The organism is Rhizobium sp. 2MFCol3.1 (assembly GCF_000377565.1).
GTDB lineage: Bacteria > Pseudomonadota > Alphaproteobacteria > Rhizobiales > Rhizobiaceae > Rhizobium.
This window is the reverse complement of sequence record NZ_KB898356.1, coordinates 85,400-98,994: the sequence shown is the minus strand read 5'-3', so window position 1 is coordinate 98,994 and position 13,595 is coordinate 85,400. Positions and strand designations below refer to the sequence as shown.

Sequence of the window (13,595 nt, the reverse complement as noted above, 5' to 3'; positions counted from 1 at the left end):
TCACAATTCCCGGAGGCCTCCGCCTCCAACGATAAAGATCGAAGTTTAAGGAATTCTCATGAGCGCCACCGACCTCTCCGCCCTCGAAAAGACACTCGAAGCCGCCTTCGACAACCGCGACAGCGTCAACACCTCGACCAAGGGCGAAGTACGCGACGCGGTCGAAACCGCGCTCGAGCTTCTCGATGGCGGCAAGGTGCGCGTTGCCGAACGCGGCGCCGATGGCGCGTGGAAGGTGAACCAGTGGCTGAAGAAGGCCGTTCTCCTCTCCTTCCGCCTGAACGACATGGAAGTCGTCAAGGGCGGCTCGGGCAACTCGACCTGGTGGGACAAGGTGCCGTCGAAGTTCGAGAACTGGGGTGAGACCGAATACCGCGCCGCCGGCTTCCGCGCCGTGCCGAACTGCGTCGTGCGTCGCTCGGCCCATATCGGCAAGAACGTCGTGCTGATGCCTTCCTTCGTCAACCTCGGCGCCTTCGTCGACGAGGGAACAATGGTCGATACCTGGGCCACCGTCGGCTCCTGCGCACAGATCGGCAAGCACGTGCATCTCTCGGGCGGCGTCGGCATCGGCGGCGTGCTTGAGCCGATGCAGGCCGGCCCGACCATCATCGAAGACAATTGCTTCATCGGCGCCCGCTCGGAAGTCGTCGAAGGCTGCATCATCCGCGAGGGCTCGGTTCTCGGCATGGGCGTCTACATCGGCAAGTCGACCAAGATCGTCAACCGCGCCACCGGCGAAGTCTTCTACGGCGAAGTACCGCCCTACTCGGTCGTCGTCGCCGGCTCCATGCCGTCGGGCAACGCCACCATGCCGAACGGCCTTGCCGCGCCGCACCTCTACTGCGCCGTGATCGTCAAGACGGTCGACGAGAAGACCCGTTCGAAGACCGGCATCAACGAACTGCTGCGCGACTAATTCAGCTTCTATCCGGTGCCGCGCATGGCTTACCCTTAGCGCGGCACCGAACCATTTCCTGCCTAATATCAGGCTGCCGTAAGCGAACGGCGCATTTCGCCTGATGCAACTCTCCCTTGCCTTTTCTTTGCCATTACCGCCGGATAGTTCCACTGTCATGACCGCTACCGATCCCGTCGCCAATCTCCAGACCCTGATCCGCTGCCCATCCGTTACGCCCGCCGAAGGTGGCGCGCTTTCGGCGCTGGAGGCGATGCTGTCGCCGCTCGGCTTCAAGGTGGACAAGGTGAAGGCAACGGAGCCGGGCACGCCGGATATCGAGAACCTCTACGCCCGTCTCGGCACTGACGGCCCGCACCTGATGTTTGCCGGCCATACCGATGTCGTGCCTGTCGGCGACGAAGGCGCGTGGACACATCCACCCTTTGCCGCCGAGATCGCGGGCGGCGAACTCTTCGGTCGCGGCGCTGTCGACATGAAGGGCGGCGTCGCCTGCTTCGTGGCCGCCATCGCCCGCCATATCGAAAAGCACGGCGCCCCGAAGGGTTCGGTCTCGTTCCTGATCACCGGCGACGAGGAAGGCCCCGCCGTCAACGGCACGATCAAACTGCTGCAATGGGCCGCCGAGCGCGGCGAGCGCTGGGACGCCTGCCTTGTCGGCGAGCCGACCAACCCGAACACGCTGGGCGAGATGATTAAGATCGGCCGCCGCGGCTCGCTGTCGGGAAAGATCACCGCCCATGGCGTGCAGGGCCACGCCGCCTACCCGCATCTGGCCGACAACGCCGTGCGCGGGATCCTGCAGCTGACGCAGGCGCTGATGCACCCGCCCTTCGATGCCGGCACCGAGAACTTCCAGCCTTCCAATCTCGAAGTGACGACGGTCGACGTCGGCAATCCGGCGACCAATGTCGTGCCGGCCAAGGCGACGGCGAGCTTCAACATCCGCTTCAACGACACATGGACGGCCGAGACGCTGCAGCAGGAGATCATTCGCCGCCTCGACGCTGCCGCCAGCGACGGCGTTCTGCGGCCTGACCGCGCGCCGTTCAAATACGATATCGCCTGGGCCGAGCGCCCGAGCCACGTCTTCCTCACCCGCAACAACGCGCTGATCGCTTCGCTGTCCTCGGCCATCGAAAGCGTGACCGGCCAATCGCCGACGCTGTCGACCACGGGCGGCACCTCGGATGCGCGCTTCATCAAGGATTACTGCCCCGTCGTCGAGTTCGGCCTCGTCGGGCAGACCATGCACATGGTCGACGAACGCGTCGCGGTGGACGATCTCGAACGGCTGACGGTCGTCTATGAAACCTTTATCGCGCGCTGGTTCGAGAATGCCGGGGTTTAGGGAAGTCCAGTATTATCTGGCCGGCCTCTGGTTGCTGATCCGAATGGATCCGGCCGGCTTCCGGTTTCTCGACATGTCGGATCGCGGCGTCAACCGCTCCTTCTGGGCCTTCGTCTGGTGCCTGCCGCCGATGGGGATTTCCTGGCTCTGGTGGCGCGAATCCTTCCTGCGCACCATGCCGCCGCACACGGATGTCGGGCTGGTCTTCTATGTTCGCTTAGGCCTGGTCGAGGCGGCAAACTGGTTCGTGCCGCTGGTGCTGGCGGGGCTCCTGCTGCTTGCCATGAAGAAGGGCGAGCGCTTCTCAGCCGTCGTCGTCAGCGTCAACTGGCTGGGCGTGCCGCTCTCCTATATCAACGGTCTGCTGCTGGCGCTGGTGTTCTTCCTGCCCGGCACGATCGGCATCGTCTCGCTGCTGCTGCTTGCCTTCATGCTGGCCCAGGTCTTCGCCATCGCTCGGATCCTCCGGATGATCTTCAACGGCAACGGGCTCTTGATCGGCGCGATGACACTGGTGCTCTTCGTGCCGGCGCTGATGCTGTCGGAGTTCATGCAGCGGTTTTTGGGGATTTATCCGGTTTAGACCGCGTGCTTCAGCCGATGCTCGAGCATGTAGCGCGTCGCGAAAGCGATGTGGCGTGGGATCGGCTTGTCCTTGCGGTAGTCCGCGACCAGCCGCCTCGAAATCTGCAACGCCGCCGCCATGCCATCGAGGCTGTTGCCGAGCTCATCCATCGCCGCCCGAAAGTCCGCATTCGAGAACTCGATCGGCGGAAGGCTGGCGAGCCACACGGCGGAGAACTCCAGATCCTCGCCCGGCCATAAGATGCCATCGCCATCCTCGTTGACGGCCACGCGGCTGAAAAGCACATCATCGGCGCGCAGCGGAATGTAGATGCGTCGGCTCTGCAAGGCGGGGGCGAGGTCGAGAACGACCGTTTCTCCCGACGTCCAGTCTATCCTGACACTGCGCGCATCAAGCGCTTCGACCGCCGCGATCCTCGGGAGCGGCTCACCGACAACAATGATGTCATCGCGCATTGAGACGTTGCCACTCATGTTCCAGACGCTCCCTGTTTTCAGACGCCCATTTCACGGCGATTTCATAGCTGCGGCGGTCGATCGAGCCACGCAGCACTGCGAAATCGGAGATCCTGACCAGTGCTTCGTGATCCGGCGTCAACACGTGGAAATGCGGCGGATTGTGATCATCCGCAAACATACGCACCTTGATGTTGCCGATCGTCACGAGGGTCGGCATCGCTGTCCTGTTGCGATCTACGTTGATGATCACGAGAATAGTGCATCATGCGCACTATTTCAAGCTGGCTGCGTGATCTAGCGGCTGCCGACGATCTCGCCGTCTTCCTTGATGAAGACGGCGATCGGGTTCTCCAATATCTCCAACACGATTTCCGACGGGCGGCAGAGGCGGGTGCCTTTGGTGGTATGAACGATCGGGCGGTTGATGAGGATCGGATGGGCGAGCATGGCGTCGAGGAGGTGCTTGTCGCTGAGATCAGGGTCGGCAAGGCCGAGGTCGTCGTAGGGCGTGCCCTTCTCTCGAAGCAGTGCGCGGATGGGGATGCCCATTTCGGCGATCAGCGCGACAAGGGTCTCGCGGCTTGGCGGGGTCTTCAGATACTCGACGATAACGGGTTCCTCGCCCGACTGGCGGATCATGGCCAGCGTGTTGCGCGAGGTGCCGCAGGCGGGATTATGATAGATCGTCGTCGGCATCGGGTGTTTCCGTTTCCTGTCTGCGATCGACGATCACGTCGGGATAATCGACCTGCATGAAGTAAAGACCGTCGGGCGGGGCGACGGGGCCGCAGGCCTTGCGATCCCTGGCCTCCAGCGCCGCGCGCACATCATCCGGCGTCCAGCGCCCCTCGCCTGCAAGCTTCAGCGTGCCCGCGAAGGAGCGGATCTGGTTGTGCAGGAAGCTTTGGGCGGTGGCGCGGATTTCGATGAGATCGCCTGATCGCGTCACATCCAGACGGTCGAGCGTGCGGATCGGGCTGTTCGCCTGGCAATGGGCGGAGCGGAAAGTGGTGAAGTCGTGCTTGCCGACCAGCGTCTGGGCGGCGGCGTGCATGACCTCGTGATCGAGCGTCTTCGCCACGAACCAGGCCTTGCCGGCCTCCAGCGCCAGCGGCGCGCGGCGGCTGATGATGCGGTAGAGATAGTGGCGGCGTAGCGCCGAGAAGCGCGCATCGAAGAACTCGCTGGCACTCTCGACATCGAGGATCGCGACGCGCTCGCCTGATAGCCTCAGATGCGCGTTGAGCGCATTCTGCAGCTTGAAGGGCGACCATTCCCTGGAGAGATCGGCATGGACGACCTGGCCCATGGCATGCACGCCGGAATCCGTGCGGCCGGCGCCGCGGATGGAGACGACCTCGCCGCTCGCCGACAGAATGGCTTTCTCGATCGCGCCTTGTACCGAGGGACCATTCTCCTGCCGCTGCCAGCCGACATATTGCGAGCCGTCATATTCGACGATCATGCGGTAGCGAAACATCAGGCGAGCCTCGTGCCCTTGGCAAGCGGCGTGCCGCGCAGGAAGTCGGCGGCCTCCAACGGCTTGCCGCCGGCCTTCTGCAGCCTCGTCAATCTCACGGCGCCGGTGCCGCAGGCAACGACGAGATCATCGCTCAACAGTTCGCCCGCTGCACCCGATCCCTCGGCGCACTCGGAGCCCAGCACCTTGACGCGCTCCGGCTTGCCCGAGATTTCGAGCTCGAACCAGGCGCCCGGGAACGGCGCCAGGCCGCGAATGTGATTGTGGACGTCGGCGGCATCGCGGGAGAAATCGATGCGGGTTTCGGCCTTGTCGATCTTCGATGCATAGAGCACGCCATCCTCGGGCTGCGGCGTCAGCGGCAGGTCGCCCATCTCGAGCTTGACCATGGCCTCGGCCATCGCCTTGGCTCCAGCAAGCATCAAGCGGTCGTGTAGCTCGCCTGCCGTCATGTTTTCGCCGATCGCGACTTCGCTGGTGATGGCGACGGCGCCGGTGTCCAGGCCCTTGTCCATCTTCATCACCATCATGCCGGTCTTCTCGTCTCCGGCCATGATCGCGCGCTGGATGGGGGCCGCACCGCGCCAGCGCGGCAGCAGCGAGGCGTGGCCGTTGTAGCAGCCATAGCGCGTGCCGTTGAGGATCGCTTCAGGCAGCAGCAGCCCGTAGGCGACGACGACGGCGACATCGGCCTTGTGGGCGGCGAAGCGCTCACGCTCTTCCGGATCCTTGAAATTGACAGGCGTGAAGACCGGCAGGCCCAGGAGCTCGGCTGCCTGATGGACCGGCGACTTCTGCAAATCGAGCCCGCGACGCCCGCCGGGACGCGGCGGCTGGGTATAGACCGCCAGGATCGTGTGGCCGGCGTCGACCAACGCGCGCAGCGTCGGAACGGAGAAGTCGGGCGTGCCCATGAAGATGATGCGAAGAGACATACTATGCCGCCAATTCCTGGCTCGAGGCCAATCTTGAAGATCAGCCGCCTTCAAACGGGTTTACGAGCTTGAGATCAAGCCCTTCGAAGTCTTTTGTGTTGCGCGTCGCAAGCGTGGCGCCGTGGATGAGGCAGATTGAGGCGATCATGGCGTCCTTGGTCTCCATGGAACGGCCAATGTTTCGGCGAGCGGCGGCCAGTGCGCCGTAGCGGCGCGCCGCCTCGATGGAGAAGCCAAGAACACGGCCAGTAAAATCAGCCTCGATCCGGGCGAAATCCGCGAGCAGCAAGGCCTTGCGGCGACCTTCGTCGAGCAGATGCAGACCATAATACATCTCGCCAATGGAAATGGTCGTCAGGAATAAGGACTCGATCTCGAACCCGTTGAGCCAGGTCAGGATACGTTCGCTGTTCAGCCGGCCCTGGATCTCGGAGATCACGTTTGTGTCGAGAACGATCATGGTTCGAAGCGCGGCGGATCGCGATCGGTATCATGACGGAGCTCGGAAAAGGTCTCGACCTCATCCGCCGTCAGCCGTTCATCTCCCAGCAACCCGCGCAACCGGTTTCCGGCAGGCACGAGAGATTGCTCCCGCAGGATCTGGCCCCGCATCATTTCGATCGCTTCCTGCGAAAGACTGCGACCGTTGCGGATCGCACGTTCCTGCAGATGCGCTTTCAAGTCGTCATCAAGGCCACGGATCAGAAGATCACCCATTTGGCACCTCCACTACGATATCACTGATATCATAGCGCTTCGGTGCCGGATTATCAACGCGAGGATCAGAGCGCCTTGGTGGTCTTGGCGGCCTTGGTGAACTTCTTGATGACCATCTCGCGCTTCAGGCGGGAGATGTGGTCGATGAAGAGCACGCCGTTCAGATGGTCGATCTCGTGCTGCAGGCAGGTGGCGAGCAGGCTGTCTGCTTCCATCGTCTGCTCCTTGCCGTCGCGGTCGAGATACTTGACGCCGACGGTGGCCGGGCGTTCGACCTCGGCATAGTAGTCCGGGATGGAGAGGCAGCCCTCTTCATAGACCGAGCGCTCGTCGGAGGACGACACGATTTCGGGATTGATGAACACGAGCGGCTGCTTTTCCTCGCCCTCGCGTGCAACGTCGATGACGAGCATGCGGCGGGCAACGCCGATCTGGATGGCGGCCAGCCCGATACCCGGAGCATCGTACATGGTCTCCAGCATGTCGTCGGCGAGACGCTGCAGATCGCTATCGACGCGCTCGATCGGCTTGGAAACCTGACGGAGCAGCGGATCGGGAAGAATGATGAGTGGCTTGATGGTCATGGCGTTCCCATAACCCATCTTTTTGCGGGATGGAATTATCCGATGGCCGGAGGCGGCGCTTTTTTACGCCGCCCTCCCAATTTCGACGCTTTTGCCTCAGGCGGCGCGGCGCGACGCCTGATAGCCGGAGTGGCTGGCGCTGTCGGTGCGGAACCGCTCGAGCAGGCCGACCAGGCCTTCCACCTCGTTGCGCAGGCGACGGGTTTCCGAGGAGGTGCGCTCCACCATGCCCGAATTCTGCTGGGTGATGGTGTCCATGTTACGGATGGCGACGCTGACCTCGTTGACGCCGGTCGCCTGATCGCGTGCGGCAGCCGCGATATCGGCAACGAAGCTGCTGATGTTGTCGATGCGATTGATCATGTCGCTGAGCGACTCGCCGGTGCTGCTGACGATGTCGACGCCCTGGTTGACCTGCGCGGAGCTCTCGGAGATCAGCTTCTTGATCTCCTTGGCGGCATCGGCCGAGCGCTGCGCCAGCTGGCGGACTTCCTGGGCGACGACGGCAAAGCCTTTTCCGGCTTCACCGGCGCGCGCGGCTTCAACGCCGGCGTTCAGCGCGAGAAGGTTGGTCTGGAAGGCGATATCGTCGATAACGCCGATGATCTTGGTGATCTCGCTCGACGACCGTTCGATGCCGGCCATGGCGGAGACGGCGCTGGTGACCAGTTCGCCGGAATTCTTGGCCTTCTGCTGCGTTTCGCGCACGGCAGCGGAGGCCTTTTCGGCGTTGGATGCCGTCTGGCCGACGCTGACGGAGAGCTGCTGCAAGGCGGCCGAGCTTTCCTCGACGCCGGCGGCCTGCTGGGCGGTGCGCAGCGCCAGATCGTCGGAGCCCTTGGCTATCACATCGGTGCCGCGCAGGATTTCGCCTGAGGTGGCGCGAACGGATGCGAAGGAGGCGCGAAGGGCCGCGACAGCGCGGTTGTAGTCGTCGCCCATGTCCTTGAAGTTTCCCGGCAGATCAGCCGGCAAGGTGGCTTCGAGATCGCCGCGCGACAGCGCTTCGAGACCGCGACGGAGATGGCTGAGCGCCATCGCCTGGTCGGCTTCCGCCTTTTGGCGTTCCTCCTCAAGCTTCAGCCGCTTTTCTTCCAGCGCTTCCAGATAGACCGAGATCGAATAATCCATATCGAGCATCGCGGCCTTGACGACGGCGGTGAGCTTTTCGCCGAGCAACTTGCCCTGGCCGCGGCCGAAGCGCGACGGCCATTCCTTCGCCATCAGGCCCTTGATCAGATCGCTCATCAGAAGCGCGTAGCCGCCGATGTACCAGCGCGGCTCGAGGCCGATGCGCGCGTGGGTCTTCCCGACCGCGACGACGCCCTTGACATAGGCCTCGTCGAAGTTGCCGCCGGCGAGATTGGCCCAATGGGCTTCCTGCCGGGTCTTGGCGCTATTCATGTGCGACTTGTCGGAGAAGAAGCTTGCGACCGAGGGCGTGCGCGCCAGCTTCCCGTAGAATCGTTCGAGCGCGCCGCTCAAGAGCTCCGAAATCGCCGGGCGCATCTGGCGCAGCGATTGCCGCGCGTTGTCGTCCAGTTCGATGAAATCGAGGCGTTGCTTGAGACCGTTTTCAGGCTGCTGGCTGCTCATAATATATTTCTGCTTTTTCATTTGACGAAGGGCAATTTTCGCGCAGCTTTTGCCGAATATAGTTTCGCAAGCGTTAAATTATGCGGTTATTTCTTAGCTAGCGCTCGAATGAGCAGTTCGCTTATCGCCTGACAGACCATTTACGATGTTCACGTTTTGATCTGGAAATATAGCGCGACTTTGCTATGGTGCCGAGATGACAACCAGCACCGACTCGTTTTCCGCCACCCTTTCCGGCCTTAGCCCCATGTCGCTTGCGCTTGCCGGCGCGGCACTGGCCATCGTGATCGTCTTGATGCTCGCCTTGCTCGTTCGTGGCGGCCAGGCGCGGCGCGAGCAGGCGGAAGAGGCGCTGGAGCGAGCCGCCGAGGCGGATGCGCGGATGATGGAGCTGTTGCGGATCCAATCGGAAATGCAGGGCCGGATGGCGGCGATGGCCGAGGTGTTCGGCTCGCGCCAATCGGAACTCAACCAGGCGATCAGCCAACGCCTGGACGGCATGTCGCAGCGGGTCAACTCGACCATCACCGAGCAGACCAAGTCGACGCATGAGAACCTGAGGAAGCTGCAGGAGCGGCTGGCGGTGATCGATGCGGCGCAGAACAATATCCAGACGCTCGCCAAGGACGTCGTCGGGCTGCAGGCGATCCTGTCCAACAAGCAGACGCGCGGCGCCTTTGGCCAATCGCGGATGGAAACGATCGTTGCCGATGGCCTGCCGATCGGCGCCTATGCCTTCCAGCAGACGCTGAGCAACGGCTCCCGTCCGGATTGCACGATCCGCATGCCGAACGGCGCGCCGCCGCTCGTCATCGACGCCAAGTTTCCGCTGGAGGCATGGAACGCCATTCGCGACGCGGGCGGGCCGGAGCTTGCCAAGGCCGCATCGCAGCAGTTTCGGCGCGACATGGAGACCCATATCCGCGATATCGCGGAGAAGTATCTGATCCAGGGGGAGACGCAGGATACCGCCTTCCTGTTCGTGCCGTCGGAATCGATCTTCGCGGAAATTCACGAGAATTTCGAGGCGATCGTGCAGAAGGCGCATCGCGCCCGCGTGGTGATCGTCTCGCCCTCGCTGCTGATGCTGTCGATCCAGGTCATCCAGGCGGTTCTGAAGGATCAGCGGATGCAGGCGCAGGCGCATGTCATCCAGGGCGAAGTCGCTAATCTGATGGACGACCTCGGCCGTCTCGACGACCGCGTGCGCAAGCTGCAGGGGCATTTTGCCATGGCGCAGAAGGATGTCGACATGATCGTCACCTCGGCCGACAAGCTGACCAAGCGCGGCGCCAAGATCGAGGCGCTGGAATTCGAGGGTGCGGATGCAGGTCGCGTCCCGGATGAAAGTGCGCCGGCGTCGAAATCCGTGGAAAGCAGAACGGGGCTTCTCAAGCTAAGGGTGGTTGACGACGAGTGAGGCCTTCGGCAGTGTCGCGCCCGACAAAACACTGGGAAGGACACCTCGCATGATCACCGTTTTCGGCTCCATCAACATGGACCTCATCGCCACGACGCAACGGCTTCCGAAGCCGGGCGAGACGGTGGCCGGCAACGGCTTTTCGACGGCCGCCGGCGGCAAGGGCGCCAACCAGGCGCTGGCCGCGCGTCGCGCCGGCCGCAGCGTGACCATGGCGGGTGCCGTCGGTCACGATGGCTTTTCGGACGAGGCGCTCGCGCTCCTGAAGGACGCCGGCACGGATCTCCAGTCCGTCAAGCGCGCGGACCAGCCGACCGGAACCGCGATCATCCTCGTGGGTGGAGACGGCGAGAACATGATCGCCGTCGTGCCGGGCGCCAACGGTACGGTCACCGCGCAGGATGCGGATCAGGCCGTCGGCGCGATGAGCAAGGGCGACACGCTGATGCTGCAGCTGGAAATCCCGGTTCCGGCCGTTGAGCAGGCTCTAGCTGCCGCTCGCGCCAAGGGCGTGACCACCATTCTCAATCTCGCACCGCTTATCGACGATGCCGCGCGCCTCGGGCGCCTCGCCGATATCGTCATTGCCAACGAGACCGAGTTCGAGCTCCTGGCCGGGCAGGAAAACATGAGCGCGGCGGACCGTGAAGCCGCGCTGAAGCGCCTCAACACCGAGACCGGGCAGACGTTGATCGTGACGCTTGGCGGCGATGGCGTGGTCGCGATCCGCGACGGCGTGATATCGCGAGCAAAGGGCCTCAAGATCGAGCCGGTGGATACGGTCGGCGCGGGCGATACCTTCTGCGGCTATTTCGCCGCCAGCCTCGATGAAGGGATCGATTTCGAGCCGGCGTTGCGCCGCGCGGCCGTTGCCGGGTCGCTCGCATGCCTCAAGGCGGGCGCCCAGCCGTCCATTCCCTCGCGCGAAGACGTCGCAAACAAACTATAGGCGTTATCCGCCGACGACATCGGCGATGCGTTTGCTTGCGATGGGTCAAATTATCATCGCATTTCACTTAAATTTAATAGGTTTCCGGCGATCTTCCGCGTGATCGCCGGCTCCCTCTCCAAGGGGACGCGGCACTCGCCACGGCGGCTTCATGATGTAGCCGCCCTCGCTTCTTGTGCCGGCGGATGCTTCGCCTGGCCCATCCTTGATCCCCCCGAGGAATGCATGTTCATCTTTCGCATGAAATCGCTTGCGGCCAAACTCATTGTGATTACCGGCAGCGCGATCGCACTGGTTCTCCTGATCTCCAATTTCTTCCTCATCGGCGAAACCCGTGATCGCGTGGAGACGCTGACCATGGATCAAGCCAATCTCGAGGCGAAGGCCATCGCCAACGAAGTCGCGTCCTCGGTCGGCGAACTCGCGGGCGCCGCGCGCTCGATGGCTGGCGTTATTGGCCGCGGCCACGAAGGCAAGTATCTGGATCGCAAGGCGATCGTCGATATGCTGAAGGCCAATGTCGAGCGCAACCAGTTCGCCTTCGGCAGCTGGTTCGGCGAAGAGCCAAACGCATTCGACGGCCAGTCGCCGTCGCTTGCCGGCCGCACGGATCTCGGATCGGACAAGACGGGCGCGTTCAACGCCTATTGGACCAAGAAGAAGGATGGCGGCTTCACGTTCTCCGTGTTCGCATCCGACTACAAGGCCGAATGGTACAGCCTTGCCGCGGCCAGCAAGAAGGGCGCAATCTCCTCGCCTTACGCTGAAAGCACTACCGGCGAAAACACCGCGATGACCTCCATCGGCTACCCCGTCATGTCCGGCGGCAAGATGATCGGCGTCAGCGGCGTCGATATTTCGCTGAAGTCGCTCGCCGACAAGCTCGGCGGCCTGCATCCCTTCGGCACCGGCCGCGTGACCCTGCTCTCGCAGGGCGGTAACTGGATCGTCGCGCCGTCCAAGGATCTGGCGATGAAGCCCTACGAGGGTGAAGGTGTCGATGCGGTCAAGACCGGCCTCTCGACGCTTGCGCCTGCCGTCGTCAAGAACCTCTCGATCGATGGCGGCGAGCAGTTCGACCGCGTGGTCTATCCCTTTGCGCTCCCCGACGTGAACACCAACTGGGTCATCCTCGTCGACGTGCCGCACAGCGCGATCAACGCGCCGGTGCAGGACCAGACTTTCATGATGATCGTCGCAGGCATCGTCGTATTGGCAGCTGTCATGCTGGCACTCTACTTCGCTGTCCGCGCCTTCGTGCAGAAGCCGCTCGGCGGCCTCGTCGCCAGCGTCAAGATGCTGAGCGAAGGCCGCTACGAGCAGCCGGTCGTTGGCCAGGATCGCTCGGACGAGACGGGTTCCGTCGCCAAAGCGCTCGAAGGCTTCCGCCATGCGCTCGCCGACAGCCGCCGTCTCGAAGCAGAAGCCAAGAGCCAGCGCCAGGAAGCGGAAGACGAACGCGGTCGTTCGGAAAGCGAACGCCAGCAGTCGGTTTCGCTGCAGCGGCACATCGTGTCCATCGTCGGCGCCGGTCTGTCGGAACTGTCGCAGGGCAATCTTAGCCACCGCATTACCGATGAATTCCCGGGCGAATACGGCAAGCTGAAGCAGGACTTCAACGCGGCGCTGGCCGCTCTTGAAGAAACCATCACGACGATGAACCTCAGCGTCGTCAATATCGGCTCCGGCACCAGCGAGATCAGCGGCAGCGCGTCTGATCTGGCCAAGCGAACGGAACAGCAGGCGGCAAGCCTGGAAGAAACCGCAGCAGCGCTGAACCAGCTGACCGCGCAGGTCAATTCCAGCGCCGACAATGCCCGCACGGCCGCCGACAACGTCAACCACGCCTGCGAGGATGCCGAACGCTCCGGCGATGTCGTGCGCAAGGCGATCGCCTCGATGCACGGGATCGAACAGTCCTCCACCGAGGTTTCGCGCATCATCGGCGTCATCGACGAGATCGCTTTCCAGACCAACCTGCTGGCGCTCAATGCCGGTGTCGAAGCCGCGCGTGCCGGTGAAGCCGGCAAGGGCTTTGCGGTCGTTGCCCAGGAAGTTCGCGAACTGGCACAGCGTTCGGCGAATGCCGCCAAGGAGATCAAGACGCTCATCAACACCTCGGCCGTCCAGGTCAAGGAAGGCGTCGATCTCGTCGGCCGCGCCGGCGATACGCTGCACAACATCTCCGAGCAGGTGATGCGCATCAATGGCCTGATCCGGGAAATCTCGGCATCGGCCAGCGAGCAGGCGATCGGCCTCAAGGAAGTCAGCCAGGCGATGAACCAGATGGACCAGGTGACGCAGCAGAATGCGGCCATGGTCGAGGAGACCACCGCGGCCAGCGTCACGCTGAACGAAGAGGCACAGACGCTGCAGCATCTCGTCGCCCGCTTCCGCGTCAGCAACGCCAACCATGGCGCATCGCTGCGCTCCACCGCTCAGCAGATGCGGACACCGGCGGCACCGAGCTATCGTCCGTCGTCGCAGCCGAGCTATCGCCAGGCAGCCGCCCCTGCCCCGCGCCGCGCTGTCGCGCAGTCACACGGATCGGCGGCCGTCGCGCAGGATAGCTGGGAAGAATTCTGAGCCGATCGGCTGAG

At 63.2% G+C, this 13,595-nt stretch carries 15 protein-coding genes; 6 read left to right on the top strand and 9 right to left on the bottom strand.

The features are described from left to right. Positions 1 to 58 precede the first annotated feature (58 nt). The 3 genes from dapD (at position 59) to D460_RS0109110 (ending at position 2,853) form a co-directional block, all read left to right on the top strand. Positions 59 to 919, top strand: coding sequence for a 2,3,4,5-tetrahydropyridine-2,6-dicarboxylate N-succinyltransferase (gene dapD / locus D460_RS0109120; RefSeq protein WP_018898235.1), 861 nt, complete (start codon positions 59 to 61; stop codon positions 917 to 919). Positions 920 to 1,076: 157 nt separating this feature from the next. Beyond that, positions 1,077 to 2,270: a succinyl-diaminopimelate desuccinylase gene (gene dapE / locus D460_RS0109115; RefSeq protein WP_018898234.1), complete on the top strand. Its 1,194-nt coding sequence runs from the start codon at positions 1,077 to 1,079 to the stop codon at positions 2,268 to 2,270. After that, positions 2,257 to 2,853 (top strand): hypothetical protein, encoded by a 597-nt coding sequence (locus D460_RS0109110; RefSeq protein WP_018898233.1) that lies wholly within the window; start codon positions 2,257 to 2,259, stop codon positions 2,851 to 2,853. The genes dapE and D460_RS0109110 overlap by 14 nt, the downstream gene beginning before the upstream one ends. Here D460_RS0109110 and D460_RS0109105 read toward each other — a convergent pair. From D460_RS0109105 to D460_RS0109065, 9 genes are all read right to left on the bottom strand, one after another. Further along, a complete protein-coding gene (locus tag D460_RS0109105; protein WP_018898232.1) occupies positions 2,850 to 3,311 on the bottom strand; it encodes a DUF2442 domain-containing protein in 462 nt (153 codons plus the stop codon). The two genes, D460_RS0109110 and D460_RS0109105, sit on opposite strands and share 4 nt — an antisense overlap. After that, on the bottom strand, positions 3,301 to 3,531 hold the full coding sequence (locus D460_RS0109100) for a DUF4160 domain-containing protein (protein WP_026282952.1): 231 nt from the start codon (positions 3,529 to 3,531) through the stop codon (positions 3,301 to 3,303). The genes D460_RS0109105 and D460_RS0109100 overlap by 11 nt, the downstream gene beginning before the upstream one ends. 77 nt (positions 3,532 to 3,608) lie before the next feature. Further along, positions 3,609 to 4,010, bottom strand: a complete 402-nt coding sequence (arsC, locus tag D460_RS0109095) for an arsenate reductase (glutaredoxin) (RefSeq protein ID WP_018898230.1) — start codon at positions 4,008 to 4,010, stop codon at positions 3,609 to 3,611. Beyond that, positions 3,988 to 4,794 carry a tRNA pseudouridine(38-40) synthase TruA gene (gene truA / locus D460_RS0109090; protein WP_018898229.1) on the bottom strand — a complete coding sequence of 269 codons (807 nt, stop codon included), beginning with the start codon at positions 4,792 to 4,794 and terminating at the stop codon, positions 3,988 to 3,990. Before truA ends, arsC begins: the two co-directional genes overlap by 23 nt. Next, on the bottom strand, positions 4,794 to 5,729 hold the full coding sequence (gene fmt / locus D460_RS0109085) for a methionyl-tRNA formyltransferase (protein WP_018898228.1): 936 nt from the start codon (positions 5,727 to 5,729) through the stop codon (positions 4,794 to 4,796). Before fmt ends, truA begins: the two co-directional genes overlap by 1 nt. A gap of 40 nt (positions 5,730 to 5,769) precedes the next feature. Continuing rightward, positions 5,770 to 6,189 carry a type II toxin-antitoxin system VapC family toxin gene (locus D460_RS0109080; protein ID WP_018898227.1) on the bottom strand — a complete coding sequence of 140 codons (420 nt, stop codon included), beginning with the start codon at positions 6,187 to 6,189 and terminating at the stop codon, positions 5,770 to 5,772. Continuing rightward, positions 6,186 to 6,446 (bottom strand): hypothetical protein, encoded by a 261-nt coding sequence (locus D460_RS0109075; protein WP_018898226.1) that lies wholly within the window; start codon positions 6,444 to 6,446, stop codon positions 6,186 to 6,188. The genes D460_RS0109080 and D460_RS0109075 overlap by 4 nt, the downstream gene beginning before the upstream one ends. Positions 6,447 to 6,511: 65 nt before the next feature. Next, positions 6,512 to 7,030: a peptide deformylase gene (gene def / locus D460_RS0109070; protein ID WP_026282951.1), complete on the bottom strand. Its 519-nt coding sequence runs from the start codon at positions 7,028 to 7,030 to the stop codon at positions 6,512 to 6,514. Between the two features lie 96 nt (positions 7,031 to 7,126). Then, on the bottom strand, positions 7,127 to 8,626 hold the full coding sequence (locus tag D460_RS0109065; RefSeq protein WP_018898224.1) for a globin-coupled sensor protein: 1,500 nt from the start codon (positions 8,624 to 8,626) through the stop codon (positions 7,127 to 7,129). Between the two features lie 196 nt (positions 8,627 to 8,822). Between D460_RS0109065 and D460_RS0109060 the strand changes: the two genes are divergently transcribed. From D460_RS0109060 to D460_RS0109050, 3 genes are all read left to right on the top strand, one after another. Beyond that, positions 8,823 to 10,046 carry a DNA recombination protein RmuC gene (locus tag D460_RS0109060; RefSeq protein WP_018898223.1) on the top strand — a complete coding sequence of 408 codons (1,224 nt, stop codon included), beginning with the start codon at positions 8,823 to 8,825 and terminating at the stop codon, positions 10,044 to 10,046. Positions 10,047 to 10,095: 49 nt separating this feature from the next. Continuing rightward, a complete protein-coding gene (locus D460_RS0109055; protein ID WP_018898222.1) occupies positions 10,096 to 10,995 on the top strand; it encodes a ribokinase in 900 nt (299 codons plus the stop codon). A gap of 225 nt (positions 10,996 to 11,220) precedes the next feature. Then, a complete protein-coding gene (locus tag D460_RS0109050; protein WP_018898221.1) occupies positions 11,221 to 13,581 on the top strand; it encodes a methyl-accepting chemotaxis protein in 2,361 nt (786 codons plus the stop codon). Positions 13,582 to 13,595 lie beyond the last annotated feature (14 nt).

Excerpts from the sequence above, each read along its gene's own strand:
- dapD (WP_018898235.1), top strand. The coding sequence starts at position 59 with ATGAGCGCCACCGACCTCTCCGCCCTCGAAAAGACACTCGAAGCCGCC.
- dapE (WP_018898234.1), top strand. The coding sequence starts at position 1,077 with ATGACCGCTACCGATCCCGTCGCCAATCTCCAGACCCTGATCCGCTGC.
- D460_RS0109110 (WP_018898233.1), top strand. The coding sequence starts at position 2,257 with ATGCCGGGGTTTAGGGAAGTCCAGTATTATCTGGCCGGCCTCTGGTTG.
- D460_RS0109105 (WP_018898232.1), bottom strand. The coding sequence starts at position 3,311 with ATGCGCGATGACATCATTGTTGTCGGTGAGCCGCTCCCGAGGATCGCG.
- D460_RS0109100 (WP_026282952.1), bottom strand. The coding sequence starts at position 3,531 with ATGCCGACCCTCGTGACGATCGGCAACATCAAGGTGCGTATGTTTGCG.
- arsC (WP_018898230.1), bottom strand. The coding sequence starts at position 4,010 with ATGCCGACGACGATCTATCATAATCCCGCCTGCGGCACCTCGCGCAAC.
- truA (WP_018898229.1), bottom strand. The coding sequence starts at position 4,794 with ATGTTTCGCTACCGCATGATCGTCGAATATGACGGCTCGCAATATGTC.
- fmt (WP_018898228.1), bottom strand. The coding sequence starts at position 5,729 with ATGTCTCTTCGCATCATCTTCATGGGCACGCCCGACTTCTCCGTTCCG.
- D460_RS0109080 (WP_018898227.1), bottom strand. The coding sequence starts at position 6,189 with ATGATCGTTCTCGACACAAACGTGATCTCCGAGATCCAGGGCCGGCTG.
- D460_RS0109075 (WP_018898226.1), bottom strand. The coding sequence starts at position 6,446 with ATGGGTGATCTTCTGATCCGTGGCCTTGATGACGACTTGAAAGCGCAT.
- def (WP_026282951.1), bottom strand. The coding sequence starts at position 7,030 with ATGACCATCAAGCCACTCATCATTCTTCCCGATCCGCTGCTCCGTCAG.
- D460_RS0109065 (WP_018898224.1), bottom strand. The coding sequence starts at position 8,626 with ATGAGCAGCCAGCAGCCTGAAAACGGTCTCAAGCAACGCCTCGATTTC.
- D460_RS0109060 (WP_018898223.1), top strand. The coding sequence starts at position 8,823 with ATGACAACCAGCACCGACTCGTTTTCCGCCACCCTTTCCGGCCTTAGC.
- D460_RS0109055 (WP_018898222.1), top strand. The coding sequence starts at position 10,096 with ATGATCACCGTTTTCGGCTCCATCAACATGGACCTCATCGCCACGACG.
- D460_RS0109050 (WP_018898221.1), top strand. The coding sequence starts at position 11,221 with ATGTTCATCTTTCGCATGAAATCGCTTGCGGCCAAACTCATTGTGATT.